24 protein-coding genes and 1 pseudogene are annotated in these 21,890 nt (G+C 40.2%); 19 read left to right on the top strand and 6 right to left on the bottom strand.

Features of this window, described 5'->3' with window-relative positions; translation table 11 throughout:
- Window positions 1-249 precede the first annotated feature (249 nt).
- Both HXT51_RS02590 and HXT51_RS02585 read left to right on the top strand, forming a co-directional pair.
- Window positions 250-1,278 (top strand): amidase domain-containing protein, encoded by a 1,029-nt coding sequence (locus HXT51_RS02590; RefSeq protein WP_103014079.1) that lies wholly within the window; start codon window positions 250-252, stop codon window positions 1,276-1,278.
- 257 nt (window positions 1,279-1,535) lie between these two features.
- Window positions 1,536-2,258, top strand: coding sequence for a hypothetical protein (locus HXT51_RS02585; RefSeq protein WP_103084939.1), 723 nt, complete (start codon window positions 1,536-1,538; stop codon window positions 2,256-2,258).
- A 43-nt stretch (window positions 2,259-2,301) separates the two neighbouring features.
- Here HXT51_RS02585 and HXT51_RS02580 read toward each other — a convergent pair whose 3' ends face one another.
- From HXT51_RS02580 to HXT51_RS02565, 4 genes are all read right to left on the bottom strand, one after another.
- Window positions 2,302-2,874, bottom strand: coding sequence for an FMN-binding protein (locus HXT51_RS02580; protein ID WP_103014077.1), 573 nt, complete (start codon window positions 2,872-2,874; stop codon window positions 2,302-2,304).
- Between the two features lie 227 nt (window positions 2,875-3,101).
- Window positions 3,102-4,703, bottom strand: coding sequence for an ATP-binding cassette domain-containing protein (locus tag HXT51_RS02575; protein WP_103014076.1), 1,602 nt, complete (start codon window positions 4,701-4,703; stop codon window positions 3,102-3,104).
- Between the two features lie 33 nt (window positions 4,704-4,736).
- Entirely contained in the window at window positions 4,737-5,075 is a 339-nt protein-coding gene (locus tag HXT51_RS02570; protein WP_103014075.1) for a methyltransferase, read from the bottom strand.
- Window positions 5,076-5,130: 55 nt separating this feature from the next.
- On the bottom strand, window positions 5,131-5,721 hold the full coding sequence (locus HXT51_RS02565; protein WP_103014074.1) for a hypothetical protein: 591 nt from the start codon (window positions 5,719-5,721) through the stop codon (window positions 5,131-5,133).
- 602 nt (window positions 5,722-6,323) lie between these two features.
- Between HXT51_RS02565 and HXT51_RS02560 the strand changes: the two are divergent.
- From HXT51_RS02560 to HXT51_RS02540, 5 genes and pseudogenes are all read left to right on the top strand, one after another.
- Window positions 6,324-6,470: pseudogene (locus tag HXT51_RS02560) on the top strand (MFS transporter); the annotation flags it as partial.
- Window positions 6,471-6,766: 296 nt separating this feature from the next.
- Window positions 6,767-7,330 carry a hypothetical protein gene (locus HXT51_RS02555; RefSeq protein ID WP_103014073.1) on the top strand — a complete coding sequence of 188 codons (564 nt, stop codon included), beginning with the start codon at window positions 6,767-6,769 and terminating at the stop codon, window positions 7,328-7,330.
- A 13-nt stretch (window positions 7,331-7,343) separates the two neighbouring features.
- Entirely contained in the window at window positions 7,344-7,589 is a 246-nt protein-coding gene (locus HXT51_RS02550) for a hypothetical protein (RefSeq protein WP_421775745.1), read from the top strand.
- An 838-nt stretch (window positions 7,590-8,427) separates the two neighbouring features.
- Entirely contained in the window at window positions 8,428-9,153 is a 726-nt protein-coding gene (locus HXT51_RS02545) for an amidase domain-containing protein (protein ID WP_158245255.1), read from the top strand.
- Window positions 9,119-9,544 (top strand): hypothetical protein, encoded by a 426-nt coding sequence (locus tag HXT51_RS02540; RefSeq protein ID WP_103014072.1) that lies wholly within the window; start codon window positions 9,119-9,121, stop codon window positions 9,542-9,544. Before HXT51_RS02545 ends, HXT51_RS02540 begins: the two co-directional genes overlap by 35 nt.
- A gap of 215 nt (window positions 9,545-9,759) precedes the next feature.
- On the opposite strand, the gene HXT51_RS02535 is transcribed toward HXT51_RS02540, so the two are convergent.
- Together HXT51_RS02535 and HXT51_RS02530 are read right to left on the bottom strand one after the other, a co-directional pair.
- Window positions 9,760-9,909 carry an IS3 family transposase gene (locus HXT51_RS02535; RefSeq protein WP_421776803.1) on the bottom strand — a complete coding sequence of 50 codons (150 nt, stop codon included), beginning with the start codon at window positions 9,907-9,909 and terminating at the stop codon, window positions 9,760-9,762.
- Window positions 9,910-9,954: 45 nt separating this feature from the next.
- Window positions 9,955-10,527, bottom strand: coding sequence for an IS3 family transposase (locus HXT51_RS02530; RefSeq protein ID WP_421776802.1), 573 nt, complete (start codon window positions 10,525-10,527; stop codon window positions 9,955-9,957).
- A gap of 664 nt (window positions 10,528-11,191) precedes the next feature.
- Here HXT51_RS02530 and HXT51_RS02525 point away from each other — a divergent pair.
- The 12 genes from HXT51_RS02525 to HXT51_RS02470 all read left to right on the top strand — a co-directional run bounded on the left by HXT51_RS02525 (window position 11,192) and on the right by HXT51_RS02470 (window position 21,842).
- On the top strand, window positions 11,192-11,824 hold the full coding sequence (locus HXT51_RS02525) for a sigma-70 family RNA polymerase sigma factor (RefSeq protein ID WP_421776711.1): 633 nt from the start codon (window positions 11,192-11,194) through the stop codon (window positions 11,822-11,824).
- A 60-nt stretch (window positions 11,825-11,884) separates the two neighbouring features.
- Window positions 11,885-12,106 carry a hypothetical protein gene (locus tag HXT51_RS02520; RefSeq protein WP_016815920.1) on the top strand — a complete coding sequence of 74 codons (222 nt, stop codon included), beginning with the start codon at window positions 11,885-11,887 and terminating at the stop codon, window positions 12,104-12,106.
- An 11-nt stretch (window positions 12,107-12,117) separates the two neighbouring features.
- Window positions 12,118-12,426 (top strand): hypothetical protein, encoded by a 309-nt coding sequence (locus HXT51_RS02515; RefSeq protein WP_004105034.1) that lies wholly within the window; start codon window positions 12,118-12,120, stop codon window positions 12,424-12,426.
- Window positions 12,419-13,549 (top strand): DUF2800 domain-containing protein, encoded by a 1,131-nt coding sequence (locus tag HXT51_RS02510; protein ID WP_421776710.1) that lies wholly within the window; start codon window positions 12,419-12,421, stop codon window positions 13,547-13,549. The genes HXT51_RS02515 and HXT51_RS02510 overlap by 8 nt, the downstream gene beginning before the upstream one ends.
- A 4-nt stretch (window positions 13,550-13,553) precedes the next feature.
- Window positions 13,554-14,102 (top strand): DUF2815 family protein, encoded by a 549-nt coding sequence (locus HXT51_RS02505; RefSeq protein ID WP_020757304.1) that lies wholly within the window; start codon window positions 13,554-13,556, stop codon window positions 14,100-14,102.
- Window positions 14,103-14,328: 226 nt separating this feature from the next.
- Window positions 14,329-16,305, top strand: coding sequence for a DNA polymerase (locus tag HXT51_RS02500; RefSeq protein ID WP_421776709.1), 1,977 nt, complete (start codon window positions 14,329-14,331; stop codon window positions 16,303-16,305).
- A gap of 248 nt (window positions 16,306-16,553) precedes the next feature.
- Window positions 16,554-16,832 carry a hypothetical protein gene (locus tag HXT51_RS02495; RefSeq protein ID WP_421776708.1) on the top strand — a complete coding sequence of 93 codons (279 nt, stop codon included), beginning with the start codon at window positions 16,554-16,556 and terminating at the stop codon, window positions 16,830-16,832.
- Window positions 16,819-19,038, top strand: coding sequence for a phage/plasmid primase, P4 family (locus HXT51_RS02490; RefSeq protein WP_421776707.1), 2,220 nt, complete (start codon window positions 16,819-16,821; stop codon window positions 19,036-19,038). The genes HXT51_RS02495 and HXT51_RS02490 overlap by 14 nt, the downstream gene beginning before the upstream one ends.
- A 452-nt stretch (window positions 19,039-19,490) precedes the next feature.
- Window positions 19,491-19,772 carry a hypothetical protein gene (locus HXT51_RS02485; protein WP_231108433.1) on the top strand — a complete coding sequence of 94 codons (282 nt, stop codon included), beginning with the start codon at window positions 19,491-19,493 and terminating at the stop codon, window positions 19,770-19,772.
- Entirely contained in the window at window positions 19,744-20,034 is a 291-nt protein-coding gene (locus HXT51_RS02480; RefSeq protein ID WP_421776706.1) for a VRR-NUC domain-containing protein, read from the top strand. Before HXT51_RS02485 ends, HXT51_RS02480 begins: the two co-directional genes overlap by 29 nt.
- Window positions 20,015-21,454, top strand: a complete 1,440-nt coding sequence (locus HXT51_RS02475; protein ID WP_421776705.1) for an SNF2-related protein — start codon at window positions 20,015-20,017, stop codon at window positions 21,452-21,454. Before HXT51_RS02480 ends, HXT51_RS02475 begins: the two co-directional genes overlap by 20 nt.
- Window positions 21,414-21,842, top strand: coding sequence for a sigma factor-like helix-turn-helix DNA-binding protein (locus tag HXT51_RS02470; RefSeq protein WP_004125740.1), 429 nt, complete (start codon window positions 21,414-21,416; stop codon window positions 21,840-21,842). Before HXT51_RS02475 ends, HXT51_RS02470 begins: the two co-directional genes overlap by 41 nt.
- The last annotated feature ends 48 nt before the right edge of the window (window positions 21,843-21,890 follow it).

Genomic DNA, 21,890 nt, shown 5'->3' with positions numbered 1-21,890 from the left:
TAATACATTTAGTATATTAAATATATTTAGTTGATATTTGAAACAAAATGGCACTTATAGCAACAGAACAACAATTCCATATACATAAAACATCGTTTTATGATTTTATTGACATCCATATAAATTCAATAGTAGAATTTCTAATGTGTTGTTTAGTTGCACCGTAAAGATGCATGCAACTAGCGCTTTGCTAGTTTCTTTTATCAGTACGGTTGCTGATCATCATGGTTAATTAGGAGAGAAGATAAGATGAAAATTTGTTATAAAATGATAGCTACATGCTTTGCCTGTCTACTGATTGCTAATGGATTAGTAAATGTAGCATATGCCGATAATAATTCTGGCGTTACAACTCAAGAAAGTAGTTTTGTAAAAGTACGAAATTATATAGCATTCCAAGGTGAGCGTTTCAGATTACTAGATACATTCCAAGACCCAAATTCAGCAAAGCAAAACTTTTTATCTAAACATTTTAGTGTTATCAACAAGGCTAAGAAAAGTTATTCATTGCCTGAATTAACTGAAAAAACAGCAACAATTTATAAAAGCATTCTTTCACAAGAGGATGAAAAAAATACATTGAGAACAGACGCGACAGAATCTGTTGAATTTTTAGATTGGTATGAAAATAGATCTGAGAATGATGCAATACTTGCTGAACTTGAAAAAATAAATAAACAAATTTCTAATGGATTTCTATCTAAAGAAGAAGGCATAGAAAACGCTTATCTACTTTTGCCAACATTACCAGAAAATCATAATGATAAACCATATTACGCAGACCGTAGTTTAGGGATTAATGTTTCTGCCGCGAAAAAATATGCTGCAAAATATGCTGTAAAACCTAATCCAAAATACGGTTATAAAAAAAGAGGCTGGTGGATTTGGGAACGCGATGAAGATTGCACAAATTTTGCTTCTCAAATTTTGTACGCCGGTGGCGTATCAATGGATATGTATAATAATCCATCTAAAGGTTGGTGGTGGAAGGCACAGAATGACACTTCTATCTCTTGGGTTAATGCTAATACTTTCAAAAATTATATGGGAAGTGGCTACAATACAAAGCATTGGAAACAGCTTGTTCATTCTGTTGCTGACGGTGATTTTATCGGCGTTGATTATAACCAAGATGGAGAAGTTGATCATATCGGTTTCGTGTATCAAAAAGGTCGCGATGGTTTGAAGATTGCACAACATTCCACGAATTATTTAGCGTGGGATGGTGGATGGCCAAAACATGACGGAAAAGCTATTTATTATAGAGTACGTCGATAAATAGTAAAATTTTGTAACATTTTCATTTAAGAAGAATGTAAATAATGAATTTGCTAAAGAATATTTGTAAACGCAAGTGTGCGTGGTTATTGTTTATTCCACTTGACACTATATGCCTACTTACTCTGGCATATAGATATTTTATTAACACATCGAATGGGTATGTTTTATATGACGGTCTTGCATGGACTAGTGTAGTAAGTCTTGTATTGTTGGTTTGCGTTATTGCATTTTGTCGCGAGCGCAAACGCTGGATAATGTCAATAACACTAGTAGCGCTTTTCGTTATATCTACGCTTATTTGCATGTATGCGCAATCATTAGCAGAGCTATTACAAGTTCCTATGGTAAATTATGCATATTATCCCGGCTCTGAAGTAAATACAGTTCTTATATGCCTGAATTTTTGCGTACATAGTGTATTGGTTATGCTTCTTGCATTTAATAGTTATAAGACTTTCATCGAGAAAGAACAATCAGAAAATAGTGCATCTTGCAATATTGTTCCCGAGGAGAAAAAATTTAAAAATATTCATTCTTTCTGTGCAAAATATTTGTGGATTATTTTAGTAGTGATTGATGCTATAAGTATTGTATTACTTCTTCGATTTTGGTTTACAGGATTGCATGATGCAGTTAATTCAACATTGTATAAGGCAGTACAATTGTCTGGATTTTATGTGCCAATTTGCTTTGCAATTGCTGTGTTATCTTTGCGCAAAGATTCAATGCGATGGAAAGCATTAATACCTATTGTAATTATTATTTTTGATACATTAGGTACATTGCTATGGTCAAGTGATACAGAACTATTGTATGGGTATTCAATCAATCCATACCCTGGACCTCATATTTTCACTCTTGTTACTACGTGGAATTTCTACCTAATCACTTGTACAGCTTTTGCTTTAATGTTGCACAAATATAAGGAAAATGTACGATTAAAATCAGTTGATAGCGTTCAAAATAAAAAAGATTAGATGCTGATTCAATCTGCGCAATAATCGCGATTGTGCCTTGCAATTATTGTGCGGATTGAATTGAAGCCTCTTGGCGAGCAACATCAAGCGCTTTATTGAATGCGTCGCTAGTCCAACTTGCTCCAGCAACAACTGAAATATGCAAATCTTTCAACGGCTTTCCAACTATTTTACCTGGAATAGCGCCAGCAAAAGCATTCATGTGCTTTTTTGAAATCGGCGTAAACGGATGAGGAGTCATTTGCACATCGCTAATATTCCCATTTGCGACGCTTAAGCGCACATCAAAACTATCTTCTGCAACCGGACCATACGTAGCTTTGATTTTGTAATCGCCATCTTTGTAATTGCCAGTATCGGTTTTAGACTGGTTTTTAGAATCCCCAGAATCTTCACTTTGCGCAGAAGACTGAGATTGCTGAGCGCCAGCATCGTACTTCCCTGAAGGATTACCGCCATCATCCGCGCTTTGACCAGAATTGTCAGCGAACTCATCGTTCATAGGAACAGCTTTTGGCTCTCCACAAGCGGACAACATAGCAGATGATGCAGCTATAACAGCAAGCGCAGCAACAGTTTTGCAACTTTTTTGGATTCGACATCCTTCAGGGTGGATGCCCTATATCTAGCGACTGGCTAGGATTTCGACTCCAATTTCCCTTTTTTCAAAGGTAAGATACAGAACAAGAGAATAGTTTGAACTTAGACCAGCTTTGGGCTCTTTTAGTTTCATCATGGTTTTGAGTGATGCAGACTCAACGACGTATTCTTTGATCGCAAGTGTATCGCTTACCTCACTTCGGTCACATAAATCTAATATTGTCAGAAAGACGGGTGCATATATTATGCGAGTTCAGATAATCCAGAACTGCTAAGTTCGAGCCATCTTGTGATTGAGAGGCTCTCTAAAAAGTCGCGATCATGACTTATTACTAGCAGAGCGCCTTCAAACTGCGACAGCAAATCTCTCACCTCACGGAGGCTTTGAATATCTAGACTATTAGTAGGTTCATCTAAAACAATGAGTTGTTTTGGTGGGGTAGCTAGTAGGAGCTTCGCGAGTGAAAGTCTAAACTGCTCGCCACCCGAGAGTTCAGATACAAGGCTGTCAGGCGTTGCGCTGCTAAAATCAAGCCGAGCAATGACAGCGAATACTCGTTGCCGTTCAAGGTTGGGTATCCCTTGCACAAGCTCGTCCCAGATCGTTTTTGAGTGATCAAGATGTAGTGAGTTCTGAGAGAGAATACCAATACTTTCAAGATCAGGGGTCAAAGGTTCTGCCCAAGCCGGACCAGAGCACCTCAAGGAGCTATTGTTAATGCTTGCTATGAGGCGCGACTTTCCAACACCGTTAGCACCAACAAGTGCAACGCGATCGTCACCACCGATAATGGTTTGCCAGCCAGTGCATGAAGACAAACATATAATCTGACGCCTACTGCCCTCTTGATCTGACAGCAAACCGTCGAGACGCATAGTATGTTCTTTTTCGATGTTATTTTTTGCGGCCAATTCGGTCTCAGCGGCATCTTGGCGTTTCTCTGTTAACTGTGATCGTTGTCTGCTTAAGGTACCCTCAGACTTACTTTTGAGACCGTTCATAGACATTTTAGAGCCGCGCTTCTGAATCGATGCACGTTGATTACCGTTCCTACGAATTGATTGCCGTTGCTCTAATTCTCTAAGAGAACTTTTCAGCCTTTTTACCTCTTTTCGCGCTTTGTTAAGCTCGTGAGTGGCCTCAGCTCGCCTATTCTTTACATGGTTCAAGTAATCAGCGAAGGATCCATCTATCTGAGTCAATCTACCATCACGGATTTCCCAAATCTTGTCAAAGCAATCCATGATATTTCGATCATGTGTTGCCACGATAAGGGTGTATTTAAAGTCGGCAATAAAGCGCACCAGCCGCTCTCTTCCAGCGAAATCAAGGTTATTCGATGGTTCATCAAGCAAACAGATTCTCGGCTTGGCAATCTGAGCTCGCGCTAACCCCAAGTTCGCGAACTCACCACCAGAGATTTCTGAGATCAACCGTGAATACTCTAGTTGTGGGAACCATTCTTCTTTAACAGACTCAAGCAGGCTCGCAAGTTCCCATTTATCACTTAAATACGCTAAGTCCTCCTCATTATAATTACCTTCCTCAAGTCTTTCGGAAGACCTCAAGAACCACTCAACACCAAGAAACTCGGCAACCGTGCGATTATCATCAGGGCTACGATTCTGTGCCATGAAATACGGTGCGGATCCTAGGACTACGGAGCCATGAGATGGAGAAATCGTGCCTGCGATGATACGCAAGAGCGTTGACTTGCCACTTCCATTATCACCGACAACTGCGATACGTGTATTAGAAACATGGCTTGAGATGTCGTTCAATACGAGCACATCTCCATCAAAACTGTGACTCACGCCATTCAAACGTACAGCACTCTGATCCATATTCTTACCTCACAGAGAAATAATAAAGATGAATTAAGGTCGTGCTATTAAGGAAAAGCGCATCGGACTTTCTGTAACATGCTCACAGTCTGTGAAACCCGCAGCTAGAACAAGTGACCGAACATCTTCAGGTTCTCTGACCCGTCCTTGAACAGCACAAGCTAGCGCCAGTTTGCCTATAGCATCAACATGTGATGAAGAAGAAAATCTGATCGCCTCGGAGATAACCAAGTTCGCCCTAGATTGGCGAATCGATCGAAGAATATTTCTTAGTATTTTTGTACAACAGTCATCATCCCAATCAGCTAAAATCGAATCCAACAGAACGACATCTACGCTCGGAAGACTGTCGTGGAAAAAGTCCAGTGGCATAAACTCAATGGTTTTATTGGCTTCAATTCCGTATATTTAGTTTTTACCTGTCTATTTAGTTTTTACTGTTTTTATCCGTTTCATTCTTACTTGAATGAGATTTTATGTGTGTTATTAAATCTCTTAGGAACGAAATTGCTGGTAATGCCAATGGCGTCCATGACCATTGGTTATTTGTAATAAGGAAAGCTATTAGTCCAGAAAGCAAGCATAAAACAAATAGTACAGCGCTTATCCATGTATTTCTTTTAGATGTTTCTATTTCTGCTTTAACAAGTTTGTCTTGTCGTTTAGACTCATCGACCGTAAAAGCATCTGCCTGATTAAGTATTCTTTCTTGTACATTCGTTGGGTACAAATTAAAACTTTCTGGATCTGGCAGTATTCCGCTCCATTCGTCGCTATAACCTAGAGTCTTGAGTGCAAATATAAGTGAAGCAGCTTGTTTTTCTTCAAAGGTAGTTGAATCTATTGTTTCGTTAATGTCATTTGACGTAATTCCGTCGACACTCCCAGCAGTATTCGAGTCATTCTTCGATTCATGATTTGTTTTTGAGCGTTCTTCATTGACGCCTGGCGATATTGTTCCAGCTTCTGAGTCTGATTCGCGCTCGGAATCGTCGGCATAATTGAAATCATTTTTCACAAACTCCTACCTTTTGCTAGTGCGGTTTGATTCTCAAATGAGAATTTAATAGTTTACGCAATATAAAACAGTCTACACAATATAATGAAACTATTTTACATTATTGTTTATTGCTTAGCTAGTGTATAACAAGATTGTTTTTGATTAAAGCAGTAATGTTTATTGAGTTATAAAAGTGATTGTGTTTTTGTTTTAACATTTTTATCTCTGGTTTGTGTTGGCGTTGGTTGCGTATGCGTGTGTGTTTTGAGTGTTGAGTGTGTTGCTTTCGGTTTTGTTTGCTACTAGGGACATTCAAAACCGAAAGCTTTTTGTTTTTCACTCTTTTTGTTTTGAACTGTTTTAGTCTATGATCCCTGTTTTTTTGTAGTGTTTTTGTTGTTTTGTATTATTATTTGTTGTTTTTTGGCCAAGGGTATAGTGTTATCAAATTTGTCAAATAAGCTATTGGATTTGTGTAGTTTGTAGTGAATTATTTAAGTTTGGTAGCGATTTGAAGGTAGTTATGTAAGTTTGCATGTAAGCCTGCGTGTAAGTAGTTATGTAGTCTTGCATGCAAGTTTGCATTGTTTGGAGAGAGTTTTAGGGGAGAGCTGGTTGCTGTGAAGTCAATATTTAGTAAGAATAATATTTTTATTCGCATGAGATCTATTAGTCCGGCATTGCGATGGGCTCTGGTTGGCTTATGTTTTTCTATGCTCGGCAATCAAGCGTATGAAGGATCGGTTTTGCCTATACTCGCGCTGATTTTTACCGCCGGTCTTCTTGTTGTTTTGCCGCAGCTACCAAACACGAGCTACGCTACAGACTAGGGATGTAGTTGTGATTTTGAGTATTCTAATTGTAGTCTATTTGCATAATTTAGTATTTGGGGGGGGGATAACCCTATTCCTATTTGTTACAAGTAAAACTGAGAACACCTTATACATTTTATATATTATCAAAAATAACAACAACAATTGTATGGCAAAAAATTATGGAATAAGATGAGTACTAAACCTAATGATAGGTCTTTTATATATTGTAATTACAAAGGAGAATTTCTATGAAATGTCATATTTTTAAGTCTATTGCTGTAGTTGTTGCAGCATTATCAACCTGTATTTCTCTGGTATCAACTGCTCAAGCTAGTGAGATAGTGGATAATGGACCAAGTGTTGTAGAAAGTAATGTCAGTGATGCGAATATAGATAATTATGCTAAGCGTCTTGAAATTATTTTTTCAAGGTATCTCAAGTTTAATAAAATTAATAAAAAATGGACTATAACACAAGCAGGGGAGTTTTCTCATGTTCCGAAAGAAGTGCTTGAGAATTTAATTCATAAGCTCAATGCAAATGCATCTGTTGATAAGATTTCGTCTAATGATAATCATGCAGTGCGTTCGAAGGATTATGCTAAATGTGTACTTGAAACTACTGGTCTAAGCAGCCTTATTGGAATATTTCATGGTGCTTTAACAAAGTTACTTGAAAATCAGCTTTGGAAGCAAGCTGCTATGTATATTTTAAAGGCAGTTGGTCCAGCCGCATTTAGAGGTGGAGCTGTGGCCCTAGCTGCAAGTTTAGCAGCTTCTGCTATTTGGTGTGCGACTCCGTGGAGTAAGTGAGGAGGATATTCTTATGTACAAGGTTCTTATGTTCGTGCTGAAGTTGGTTATGTTTACAGCTGTGAATTTTATGTTCCTTTACTTGTCGATGGTGGTATTCGGCCATGATTTTGGTGTGATGTTCAAAACGTATGGAAATGCGCTCGGTCCGCTTATGTTTATGCTTGCTTTGATGACAACGATGTCGTTGCCTAATGAAGGAACTATTTTTGAGGGTAAGCGGCAAAAAAGTGTGTCTAAAAACCCGAGTTTTCGTTGAAATACCAAGGAAAACTTGCTGTAGTTAAGCTAAAAAAGCTTAACATTTAGTATTACTTGACATTGAAAACAAAAGGGGCTTAAAAGATAATCGTGCTATTACTGCATAAAATACTTAAGAAATTATCATAAGCCCCTTTTCGGCCTATAGACCTTCTTTTTAGTTTTAATGCAATAAATTTAATATTCCTAATTTTATTTTCAAAAATCACTAGATTGGTTTTATATATTTTTTGAAATAAAAACTATTCTATACAAAGCTTAAAATGCACTCATCTAATCATCCCTTGAATCATCTCACGTGCTACGAAGCATCATCAGAAGATGACTGGACGAACGAGTAGGTATTGAAGAAAGCCAACCAAGCTTGTGTTGGCTTCGCCTTGTCGCTGCCATCATTGCGTTGAACCGCACCATCAGATGCGGCAATTAACCAACCGAGCAAAGCGTCTAAAGCAGCAATGATCTACTAATACTGTGACATTTTGACATTCAAAGAAGTTTGTGTATAATATATAATTGTGTTGTTGTAATTAATTCAAAGGAGTAATATTATGAAACACAAATCCACAGTAAAAATGTGTGCATTTTGCCTATTGTTTACAATTGGAATATTTCCATCAATGGCATCCGCATCCCCGCCTCACAGTGAAGACTTTCTTGCCAATCAAGAAACTGCAACTAATACTGTTAAGTTCCAAGGGAAGACTTTATATTTATTAGATACCTATGTCAATGGCGATGCTGCCAAGGCTAAATATGTTGCTCTCTACGCGAGTGACCTCAGAGCTGCTCAAACCAAATATTCTCTACCAGAACTAACCGTCGACACAGCATCTATGTACAAACAGATTATTATTACTGAAGTTTTGGATGGCCGTCCAGATTTACAACCATTGGTTCAATTTCTTGATGTTTATGAAAACCCTAAAGAGAACTCACAAATTATCGAACAGTTAGATGCGTTCAATCTTAAGATTTCCGAAGGTGAGCTTTCTAAAGACGATGGTATTGCTCTCGCAAAAATGTGGATTCCAACCAAGCCTAAAAATGGGAATGATAGACCAGTTTATGCTTTGCGAAATTCCGGTATCGACCTTAGTAAGGCTCGCGCTTATGCCGAGAAGTGGGCAACAGGGATTAATGGCAAATATGGTGAGGAAAAGAAATGGTATGGTGCCCCTGTTGACTGCACTAATTTTGCTTCGCAGATCCTACACGCCGGTGGTGTACCAATGGATACCTATAATGATCAAAATAAAGGATGGTGGTGGAAATCGAAGGGAGATCGCTCTACATCATGGGTGAATGCCAATGTTTTCAAAAACTACATGGGGTCTGGTTATAGCACAAAGCACTGGGATAGTTTCGTGTCTAATGTGCGTAGTGGAGATTTCATTGCTGTAGACTTCACAAGTGATGGGACTGTAGATCATGTGGGCTTCGTCCACACCAAGAGCGGTAGAAAGTTGCGGATTGCACAACATACCAACAACTACCTTAAATGGAATGGCGGATGGCCAGATTCAAATGGCAGAGGAACGTACTATCGTGTCCGCCGCTAAAGGTAATAGGCTACAGCTAATACCCCTAATAGCTGTGCTAGCAGGCCTAGGAATACTAGTTTATCGCTTCTGGTTGAACACCTCTGCTCTGTACGCTCCATTCTACGCTCTCATGGCGTGCGGGGTTGTTGGTGCGTTGATTCAGTTATTGGTTGCAATAACAACTACTTGTTTGTACCGCAGAAAAGTTATAGCTATCGTGGATGTGACAGTGATTATAATTACATTGTTGATTATTCTATTTGGCGATTATATAGCATGCAGTGTGCTGAAATTGCCTGTTGTTAGCTATGCTTGGAGCCCTGGAACGCAGATTAACACCGTTGCTACAATCTTGTCCGGTGCTGTGGTGACATTCCTAGCATTCTGGGAACAACGCAAAATAAAGTGACAGTAAAACCATATGAAAAATCTACAGTTAGGTATATTCTTGCGCATTCGATGACTAGTTTTTCTCATAAGGGAATGTAGTACCGATTGCTATATACCTGCCAGATTCTAGGCGAATAACCTTTGTGCTATTCGCCTAGATTTTTATATATTCTCATCACTGCGAGTGCTATTGCGTCTCATGAGCTATAGGCCAAAAGGGGCTTAGGACAGTTTTTAGACATTTTGTGCAACTATAGCACGATGTTCCGTAATTGTCTTTCCATTAAGACCTGTTTTAATTCTGTGGTTGTTGTAAAAATCAATGTAAGTATGAATAGCTTTACGTAATTCTTCTGTACTATCCCAGTTAAGTGGATAATACATTTCTGTTTTCATTCGTCCAAAAAAGCCTTCACAGGCAGCATTATCTCAACTGTTTCCTTTTCTTGACATGGAGCGTGTAATACCAAGACCTTCTAATCTCTCAATCCACCCGCCACCTCTATAGTGATTTCCTCTATCGGTATGAATAGCTAAGCTTTTACATTCTGTAGTGTCGAGGGTAGATAAAGACCCTTCTAACATTTCATCTTCAAGACACTGATATGGGTGGTTTGAAAGAGCGTAAGAGACCACTTTACCATCAAAACAGTCAATCATAGGGCTTAAATAGAGTTTTGACTCTTTTGCTGAAAACTCAGTAATGTCTGTAAGCCAAATCTTATTAGGTGAATTTGCATGAAAATTATTATTAACGATGTTACTGCATGCGGGAGTAATTTCTCCTATGTAACTTGAATAGCGTCTTTTACGCCTGGCATATCTAATCTCAATTAACTCTTCTTTCATGAGCCGTCTTACTACTTTTTCAGATACTTTAATACCTTTAGTTCTCAACACTAACCATATTCTAGGAGAGTCATAAGTAAAGAAGTTTTCTTCTGCAATCTTGTGTATGCAACCTCGTATATGTGCGTATTTGTCAGTTTTTTTGAAGAGCATTTTTAGCATAGTAATAACTTGAACGTTTTATCTGAAGTGTTTTAATCAGAAGCTCTAACGGTAATACTAAAAGTAGTTAGGCCTATAACACTTTTTGCGGAGTGAGGCTTTCTGATATTAATACGGTTGGGATTATATTAGATTTGTTGGGATTGTATTAAATACAGTTGGGACTTTATTAGCTACGGTTGGGACTCTATTAGAGCGTGGCTAATGCTCGTTTTGTTTTCTAAAACGGGTGTTGTTTAACGAGAAGGGGGGTGAAAACATTGTTAACGCTTAAACCTCAAAGCACGTAGCTTTCAAGGCAAGTGTGGTTTTTACATGTCAAACTGTTATAAAAACGAGATTATTCCACTCTTTTTTACACTCATGATACGGGTTTTAAGAAAGAGCGGGTAAATGTTATAAGAATTTTTGGAACAATTAACAAGATTGTGGTTAATGATTAATCAATAAGACACTACTAATAAACAGTTAAAGCCTGATTAGCTATAGGGCGATGAGATACGTCAATAGGATCCTCATGGTTTTTTCATGACTCCTATGAAGTACCTCTATTCTACTATGGCTGTTTTTCAGGTATTAGAGTCGGTACTTCATAAAGTATCGGCTCTTTTTTGTATGTGTCTTCACCCTACCGCTGCAGGCGGGAAGGGTGAGCATGAGGACTCGCAAAACTAATAGCAACGATCGAGCAACATATAAGTATACAAGTTGTGTTCGTAATGAAGATAGTAGTTATAGTGAAGAAACTATCGAAATCAAGCCAGGCGAAAATGGTGTCACTCAAGCGGATATTAAGATGCTTCACTCAATGGATGACAGTGAGGTTTACTACAACAATAAGAACCTGCGTCCAGGTAGAACTGCTGAAGAAAAAGCTGAGATTAGGGCGTGGAAAGAAGAATATATCCGGCGTTTTAATCTTAAGCACGGTTATGAGCCTAACAAGGATGATGTTGAGTATGCTGCTGAAGAGCATTTTCCACGTAACTATAATCTTTCGCTTGATTTTGATGCAGATGGTGAGCTTGAGGTAGATAAAAGTCATGTTTCTGAAGCTCTTAGTACTACTGATGATTATGGTTTTAGTGCTGATGATTATGGTTTTGAAATGTCAGAGAGAACAGAATCAATGCTTTCAGCGCTGACAGATAAGCAGAGTCAAGTAGTAAAACTGATGTTTTTTGGAGGATACACTCAGTCAGAGATTGCGAGCATGCTTGGTATCTCGTCTGCCGGTGTGAAAAAGCATCTGGATAAGGCTCTCGAAAAGCTTAGAAAAACGCGTTAAAAAAATTCTAGAAATTTTATTTGGAGGAGGTTAAAAACTCCTCCTTTTTCTTTGCCTGTGATGTGTAAGGAAGAAACCCCTTATAGAAAGGAGGCAAAACTCGTGAAACACAAGATCGTTATTAACGTCACCGGTGAAAACGGTGAGAAGAAACAGGTTCTACGTGGAGCTGTGATGCGATTACCTCAGCGGTTTATCCGCTGGTTGTTTGGTGATTACTCGCAAGTCTACCTATTAGATCCTGGAAAGAGTGTTCAGTCAGTTGATGTCAAAGAAGTTTAAGGAGGAAAACCGTGAACAAGGAAATATTGAGAGAAGTCATCAAAGACTTGGAAAACTTAACAGCTCATCTTAAAGCACTATTTGATGATGCCGGTGCTTCTGGTGTTGGTTGTAAAGAAACAGCTTCTAATAATAAGGAGTCTGTTAAAAAGGTGAGTTTAGAGGATGTGCGAGCGGTTTTAGCAAAACTTAGCCAACATGGTAAAACCGCGGAAGTAAAAGCGCTTATCGTCAAGTTCGGAGCTAACAAGCTTTCAGAACTTGATGAAAGTAAGTACGCTGAGCTTCTTGAAGAGGCGAAAGGTATGACAAGTGACTAAGCATGCTTTACTTTCCCCTTCTTCTGCTCACAGGTGGATTAAGTGTACTCCGAGCGCTGTTTTAGAAGAAAAGTTTGAAAACACTACTTCTGTGGCAGCCGAGGAAGGAACGGCGGCACACGCGTGGTGTGAGTACAAGCTGAATAAGCTTCTTAACCGTCCGTGCGAAAAACCGTCAACCGAGTATGACTCAAACGAGATGCAGGAATGCTCGGATGCTTACGTGGATTTCGTAATGGAAAAATACGAGCAGGCAAAACTTAACTGTCAAGATCCTATTCTTCTCATCGAGCAGAAAGTTGATTTTTCAGCTTACGTGCCGGACGGGTTTGGTACAGCGGACTGCATTATTGTAGGCGAGAAAACGCTGCAGGTTATCGACTTTAAATACGGTCAAGGCGTGCTGGTTGACGCTTACGAGAATCCTCAGATGAAATGCTACGCTCTTGGAGCTTTAACGCTTTTCGACAGCTTGTACGAGATTCAAAGCGTTGAGATGAGTATTTTTCAGCCAAGACGTGACAACGTATCAACTTTCACACTACCTGTCGCAGAGCTTATCTGTTGGGCTGAAAGCGTGCTTAAGCCTAAAGCAGAGCTTGCTATTAAAGGCGAAGGCGAATTTGAAGCCGGTGACTGGTGCAGGTTTTGCAGAGCAAAAGCAGTATGCCGTAAACGGGCGGAAGAAAACCTTAAACTCGCAGAACTTGAGTTCAAAGAGCCATCTGTTTTAACAGATAGTGAGATTGAGGAGGTTCTTAAAACTATTCCAACTCTTACGAAGTGGGCTGATGATGTTTTAGCGTACGCCACAGATTCAGCTATTAACCACGGCAAAGAGTGGCATGGTTTCAAACTCGTGGAAGGACGTTCAGTTCGCAAGTTTAAGGACGAGACAGCGGTTATTGAGAAAGCGAAAGCCGCAGGCTTTACCGACATTTTCAAAACTAGTCTTATCGGTTTAACGGAAATGCAAAAGCTGATGGGCAAGAAAAAATTTGAGGATATTCTGGGCGACCTCATTATCAAACCGTCCGGAAAACTTACGCTCGTACCAGACTCGGATAAACGGGCAAAAGTTAACGTAACAAATGTAAACCAAGAATTCAAAAAGGAGAATTAGTACTATGTCTAAATTAAATAACACGAAGGTTATCACTGGTAAGAACACGCGTCTTTCCTATTTCAACGGTTGGGAGCCAAAGTCTATTAACGGCGGCCCTGAAAAATACAGTGTTTCACTGCTTATCCCTAAAGATGATGTTGAAACAGTAAACGCTATTGAGAAAGCTATTGATGCTGCGATTGAGGAAGGTGTCGGCAAGTTCGGCGGTAAGAAACCAAACAAGCAAGCAATTAAACTCCCGCTCAGGGACGGGGATATTGAGCGTGATGATGAAGCGTATAAAGGACATTACTTTATTAACGCGAACTCAACCACGGCTCCGCAGATTGTAGACAAACAGGTAAAACCAATCATGGATCGCAGTGAAGTGTATTCAGGCTGCTATGCGAGGGTTTCCATCAACTTCTACGCGTTTAACTCTAACGGTAATAAGGGAGTTGCTTGCGGTCTTGGCAATATTCAAAAAATTCGAGACGGTGAGCCACTCGGCGGACGTAGCCTCGCAACCGATGATTTTACGACTTTAGAAGATGATGACTTTCTAGCATAAGGAGCGTGAGTTAATTATGGAAATTGTTATAGCGGTTTTTATTTCAGTGTTTATAGGAGTATTACTTCTTGATTTCACGGTAAAGAAACTCGTGAGTCTTTACGTTGATATTAAACACATTCTAAATAGGAATTAGAAGATTCCTGAAAAACAGGATTTAGAAGATTCTATAAGCGGGGTGGCAGGTTTTCTGTCACCTCTTTTATAAGCTTGGAGGTGATGTAATTTGGAAAATTTGAGTGTGGATTTAGAAACGTTTTCGAGTGTAAATCTTGGTAAATGTGGGGTTTACAAGTACGCAGAATCAGAGGATTTTGAAATACTGCTCTTTGGCTACAGTGTGGACGGTAGTGAAGTTCAGGTCGTTGACTTAGCACAAGGTGAAACCATACCCGATACTGTGCTTTCTGCTTTAACAGATGAAACAGTGACCAAGTGGGCGTTTAACGCTCAGTTTGAAAGAGTCTGCCTATCACGCTACCTGCGAGATAAAGGCATCAATGTTAACCCTAGTCAGACAGTGAAAAGTGAAAGCTTGTTTTTAAACCCAAGCTCCTGGCATTGCACAATGATCTGGTCAGCCACCCTGGGGCTTCCCATGTCTTTGGAAACCGTGGGAACAGTACTGGGGCTTGATAAGCAGAAACTCACTGAAGGTAAGAATCTTATTAAATACTTCTGCCTGCCGTGTAATCCTACGAAAGTAAACGGTGGAAGAACAAGAAACAAGTATTTTCACGATAAGGAAAAATGGGAGCTGTTTAAATCGTATAACAAGCGTGATGTTGAAGTTGAAATGAGTATTCAAGAAAAACTCTCACGCTTTCCTGTACCAGACTTTTTATGGCAGGAGTTTTATCTCGACCAAACCATTAACGACCGTGGGATTGAAATAGATCCTCTTTTCGTTGAATCAGCCATAAAACTCGACCAGGAGGTGAAAACACATCTCATGGATGAGCTTAAGCATATTACCGGTTTAGAAAACCCGAACTCCGTGCTACAAATGCGCTCTTGGCTTAAAAAGCATGGCCTTGAAATGGAGTCGCTTGGTAAAAAAGAAGTCGCTAAAGAACTTAAAACAGTGAGTAAAGAACTGGCGGAAGTTTTACGGCTTCGCCAGCAGCTTGCTAAATCCTCGGTGAAAAAGTATACGGCGATGAAAAACGCTGCCTGCATGGATTATCGGGAGCGTGGCATGTTTCGCTTCTATGGCGCAAACCGAACAGGAAGATTCGCAGGAAGGCTCGTACAATTACAAAACCTACCACAAAACCATCTGCCTGATCTAGCGGAGGCTAGAAGTCTTGTTAAACAAGGAAATGTTGAAGCGTTGGAAATGCTTTATGAGGATATTCCGGATACCTTATCCCAGCTTATCCGCACCTCTTTTATCCCACGCACTGGATTGAAGTTTATTGTCGCAGACTTTTCAGCAATCGAAGCTAGAGTCCTTGCCTGGCTTGCAGGTGAAAAATGGCGTATGCGAGTATTCGCGGAAGGTAAAGACATTTACTGCTCGTCAGCCTCTCAAATGTTTAGCGTACCTGTTGAAAAACACGGAGTAAACGGGCATTTACGGCAGAAAGGTAAGATCGCGGAACTCGCTCTTGGATACGGCGGCTCTGTTGGAGCGTTAAAAGCTATGGGAGCACTCGACATGGGGGTTCGTGAGGATGAGCTGCAGCCACTTGTTGACGCATGGAGATTATCTAACCCGATGGTGACCACACTGTGGTGGGATGTGGACAGAGCGGTAAAACAGTGTGTACACGAACACATTTCTGTTCGAACACACAATATAGTGTTCACTTACAAGAGTGGGTTTCTTATCATCAAACTGCCTTCGAAAAGATGCCTTTACTATGTGAAGCCACGTGTGGAAGAAAACAAGTATGGTGGCGAATCAGTCACCTATGAGGGTGTGGGATCTACTAAAAAATGGGAGCGGATGGAAAGTTATGGTCCTAAATTCGTGGAAAACATTACGCAAGCTATAGCTCGTGACATTCTACTTTACGCCATGCAAACGCTGAAAGAATATCGCATCGTTGCTCACGTGCATGATGAAGCCATTATTGAAACTGATAAAAGCGTGAGTGTTCAAAGCGTGTGTGAGCTAATGGGAAGAACACCACCTTGGGCAGAAGGGCTTGTTTTACGAGCTGACGGCTACGAGTGTGAGTTTTACAAAAAAGATTAAAAAATTTTAGGAGCAGGGTTAAAAACCTGCTCTTTTTCTTTGCCTGTGATTTAGAAGGCAATACCGCCTTCAGAAAGAACGTAAAAGGATACGCGAATGACTATTAAAAACAATATTAGTAAGCAAAAACGTGGTGTTAAAGGAGGCTAAAAGTGGGTAAGTCTTATAAAAAGCATTTAGAAACGACACCGAATTTTAAGCCTATCGTCTACATTTGTGCTCCCTACCGTGGAGATAAAGAAAGAAACGTGAACCACGCTATCCGGTGTGCGGCTTACGCGTATTCACGCGGAGCAATTCCTATCACTCCACACCTGCTTTTCCCGTTCATGGATGATGAGAATCAAAAGCATAGAGGGGATGCGATGTTTATGGACATTATTCTCTTAGGCAAGTGCAACGAGCTGTGGGTGTTCGGGGAGAAAATCACAGGCGGCATGCAAGTAGAAATCAATCTGGCTGAAAAACGCAGGCAGCCGATTAAGTATTTTACGGATAAGGATTTGGAGGTGAATGTTGATGCTTGAATGCAAAATTTATACAGCTTCCTGTGTGGGAAACAGTAGTAACTGCTTGTATCCTGACGAAATAAAAGTCTGTGATCGAGATAGTTTTAATAAGGCTATCTCTTTTGACCATGTCACAGCACAGTTTACTAACAGTTATCGGTCTAAAGATAATTTCATTTCGTCTACCTGTATTCCGATGGACTGTGATAACGATCATTCTGATGTTGGTAAAGACTGGGTGACGCCTTTTGATGTTGCTTTAGCGTTTCCGAACGTGTGCTTTTATGCGTCTTATAGTAGAAACCATATGAAAGACAAGCATGGGAAGTGTGCAAGACCACGTTTTCACGTTTATTTTCCAATTGAAGAAGTAAGCGATGCTAAAGCTTATGTGGAGCTTAAAACAAGGATTCAATCAGTATTCCCGTATTTTGACAGTAACGCTCTTGATGCTGCACGTTTTCTCTACGGTGTTAAAACTCCGCTGGTAGAACTTTATGAGGGTGAAAAAACAATTACTGATTTTCTCTCGGAAGAAGCTTTTGGTGAATTTGATGCAGGAACAGAAGAAATACCATCAGGGCAGAGAAACTCTAGGCTTAGTCATATTGCAGGAAAGCTTATCAAACGTTATGGGGCGACAGATGAAGCGCATGAGAAGTTTTTGAGGGAAGCTGAGCGGTGTAATCCTCCTTTGCCTGACGCAGAATTATCTAAAATCTGGTATTCGGCTAAAAAGTTCGGGCTTAAAGTAGCAAGTCAGGAAGGTTATATTCCGCCTAGCGAGTATGGCAAAAGCTATGAGGAGTATAAGCCGGATGATTTAACGGATATTGCGATGGCTGAGGTTTTTGCCAAACATAACAAGAATAAGGCTGTTTATACGATGTCTGCAGGCTGGCTTTACTGGACGGGAAAGAAGTGGGAAGCGTCTGAGCTTAAAGTTATGAAACTTTACATGCTTATTGCTAAAAAGGTTTTGAAGAATGCTGGTGTTGAGTTTAAGACAGCTTACGAACAGTTCATTCAAGCTGAATCATCAGGTGATAAAGAGCAGGCGGATAAAGCTAAGAGTGAAGTGAATCGGGCAAAACAGTATCTTTCGTTTGCTAAGAAGATGAATGATCACAGTAAAGTGTCCGGGATATTGAAACTTGCTAAATCCATGCTGGAAGTTGCAAACGAAGAACTGGACCGTGATGCTTTCATTCTAAACACGCCTTGCGGAATCGTGGATTTAAAGACAGGCATGCTAAAAGCACATGATCCGTGTTCGTACTGTACGAAAATGACCGCTGTTTGCCCTTCACAGGAGAACATGGGATTGTGGCAGACAACGCTTGATATGGTTACCGCAGGTGATAAAGAGTTTCAAACATTTCTTCAAAGCCATGCGGGTAGTACGCTTATAGGTCAAGTGTTTGAAGAATCGCTTTTGCTAGTGTACGGGTCAGGCGGTAACGGTAAGTCGACCGTGTTTAATGCGGAAGCACACGTGCTTGGAGATTATGCGGGGAAAATACCTGCGGAGTCTTTAACCACTCGGGCTAAAAACGTGAAAGTGGATTTAGCAGAGCTTTGCGGTAAAAGGTTTATTCTTGCCTCGGAAACCGAGGAAGGACAAAGGCTTTCTATTTCCATGCTGAAACAGATAGCAAGCGTGGATGATATTTCAGCTGAGAGGAAATATTATGCTCCTTTTACGTTTACACCAAGCCACTCAACTATTCTCTACACGAACCATCTGCCGAAAGTCGGTTCAAACGATAAGGGAACGTGGCGGAGAATCTTTGTCGCACCGTTTACGAAAGAAATCAAGAATCCGAAAACAGACTATGTTGATGAACTTTTGCAAAAAGCAGGTGGGGCAATACTTCAATGGATGATTGAAGGAGCCAAGATTTATATCCAAAACAGTTATAAATTCCCTACTTGTAAGGTGGTAGAGCAGGCTAAGGACGCTTATCGGGCTGAAAACGACTGGATAGGCCATTTCATTACTGATTATTGCATTAAGGGTGTGAATGAAACGGAGATGAGTAGGAGTCTTTACTTGTCTTACCGTCAGTGGGCAAACCTTAACGGTGAATATGTTAGAAACGATAGGGATTTTTCTAAGGCTTTACTGTTAGCGGGTTATAGCAAAAAACGGACTGGTAAAGGCTACCAGTGGTGTGGGCTTTCCATTAATCCGAATTTGCAGGCACAGGAGGATTTTCTTTGATGGAAAACACGGTAAAACTGAAAGATACTTCCTGAAAAATGTATTGGCGTGTAGGCAAATGTTTCGTATGGTAAAAACCGGGTTCAGAGAAAAATGTTCTATAGGATTTTTTCATACACGAAAATAGTCTTTGCCTACACGCTACCATGCACGTTTTCAAGAAAGAAAAGCCTGATAAATAGGGGTTTTGTATTGTAGTGTACCCTTTTTCTTTACTTTTTATATAAGAGAAAAAAATAAAAGAAATATAAGTGTATATAGAGAAAAGTAAAAGATGGGTCTAAAGCATACATGGCTACACAAAGAACATTCGCCTGATGTAAACGGGGCAAAACCAACGAGTGAAACAACTCTATTCAATAAATGAAAAATAAGATTTGAGAAAGGTGGAATAAACCATGATTAACAAACAAGAGAGAACAGTAGAAACCTACAAGCAAGCAGGAGCAACAATGCGACTGACTAAGAGTCTGATTAGCCAATTAGTGGTCGATATTAGCCCGGTGCTTTTAGCGAAAGATCAAGACAGACTGTTAAAAGCCATGAACATGATTGATGAAGTATCTTCGCATGCTGAGGACAATATGTTCAAAGATCACCCACAGTTAAGCAATCACTATATTGACGTGTTTTACGGCGATGTTTCTGATGAGCCGAGAAACGAAGTGGATAAGAAAATAATCGAGATGGCAAAAGAGGTATCTGATGGGCTTTTTACGAGAAAAGGAAACTGAGCGAAAACTCGTTCGTGATGTTAAAGCTGCGGGAGGCATGGCTATAAAGCTTACGAGTCCTTCCGTTGACGGGCTTCCTGACAGGCTGGTTTTACTTCATGGGGGCAAGATTGGTTTTGTGGAGCTTAAAGCACCAGGTAAAAAGCCTAGAGTTTTACAGGTGAAACGGATGAAGGATTTACAGGCTTTAGGTTTTAAGGTTTTCGTGGTTGATGACAAGAGTCAGATTGGAGGTGTGATTGATGCGATACGAGCCACATGAGTATCAAAAGTATGCGACTGATTTTATTATCACACACCCGGTTTCAGCGGTTTTGCTTGAAATGGGACTTGGTAAGAGTGTTATAAGTCTTACAGCGATTAACGACCTGATGCTTGACTTTTTTGATGTTTCCAGGACTCTGGTTATCGCTCCTCTTAGGGTTGCGAACACTACGTGGCCTTTAGAGTTAGAAAAGTGGGAGCATTTAAAACACCTGACTTATTCTGTCGTGACGGGTAGTGAGAAGGAGCGGATTCAAGCACTAAAAACGCCTGCTCACGTTTATATTATTAACCGTGAAAACGTGGAGTGGCTGATAATGAAAAGCGGCCTGCCGTTTAATTTTGACATGGTTGTGATAGATGAGCTTTCAAGTTTTAAATCGTATCAGGCGAAACGTTTTAAAGCATTATTGAAGGCTAGGCCGAAAGTTAAAAGGGTTGTAGGTCTTACAGGAACTCCTTCTTCTAACGGGCTTATGGATTTGTGGGCTGAGTTTAGGCTGCTTGATATGGGTGAAAGACTTGGCCGCTATATTACGTATTATCGGCAGAACTTTTTTGATCCTGATAAGCGTAACCAGCACATGATTTTTTCCTATAAGCCTAAAGATGGTGCTGAGAGTTTAATCTATAAGCAGATAGCTGATATTACGATTTCGATGAAGTCAAAAGACTATTTGAAAATGCCGGCGTGTGTGATAAACGAGGTGAAAGTAGAGTTATCCGGTAAGGAGCGAAAACTCTATGATGAGCTGAAACAGGATATGGTGGTGTCGTTGGAGGGTAAAGAGATTGATGCTATTAACGCAGCGTCTCTTTCAAATAAGCTTCTTCAAATGGCAGGCGGCGCGGTTTATAACGAGAAAAAAGAAAGCGTTCATATTCACGATCGTAAGCTTGATGCTTTAGAGGATTTAATCGAGGCTGCTAACGGTAAACCGGTTCTTGTAGCTTACTGGTTTAAGCATGATCTTGAGCGGATTAAGAATCGTTTTAACGTGCGTGAGATTAAAACGAGTGCTGATATTGCTGACTGGAATGCCGGCATGATTCCTGTAGCGTTGATTCACCCGGCTTCTGCAGGTCATGGTCTTAACTTACAGGCTGGCGGTTCTACTCTTATCTGGTTTTCCCTGACTTGGAGTTTAGAACTTTACCAGCAGGCGAACGCTAGACTTAACCGTCAGGGTCAAACCAGCACGGTTGTAATCCATCACATCATCACTAAGAACACGATTGATGAGGATGTGATGAGGGCTTTAAGCATGAAGGCTAAAGTGCAGGATGCTTTAATCGAGTCGGTTAAAGCAAGACTATCAATTAACGAAGTGAGGGAAAGGGGTTCTAGAGAGAACTTACCTCAAAATGGAGGTAAGAATGAACAAAAAAGAATACTTACGGCAAGCCTATCTTCTTGATAAACGGATTAAGGCTGACATGGATGAAGTAGTAAGACTGCGTGAGCTTGCTACAAGTGTTTCTTCATTAAGATACGACAGAGAGTATGTGCAGACGACTCGAAGCGTGGAAGCTCCGTTTGTGAAAGCTCTTATAAGGGTTATGGATTTAGAAGCCAAGATTAACATGGAGATCACGCTGCTTATCAGTTTGAAAGAGCAGATTTTGGATGTGATTTCTAAACTTGAAAGCGTGGATGAGCAGATGATTTTACGCTACCGTTACATGAGTAACATGACGTGGGAGGATATTGGTAAAGAACTCCATGCTAGCAGAATGACGATTATAAGATGGCATGGTAAAGCATTAGAGCACATGGTTTTACCAGATAATCTAATCCAAATCTAAAAAATGGTACGGTTTGGTACGCTCTGATACGAGATGACACTGCCTTCT

The sequence above is a fragment of the Gardnerella sp. KA00255 genome, from assembly GCF_049244095.1.
Lineage (GTDB): Bacteria > Actinomycetota > Actinomycetes > Actinomycetales > Bifidobacteriaceae > Bifidobacterium > Bifidobacterium vaginale_F.
Note: the sequence above shows the minus strand (reverse complement) of the source record. Positions and strands in the feature narration are given on the sequence as shown.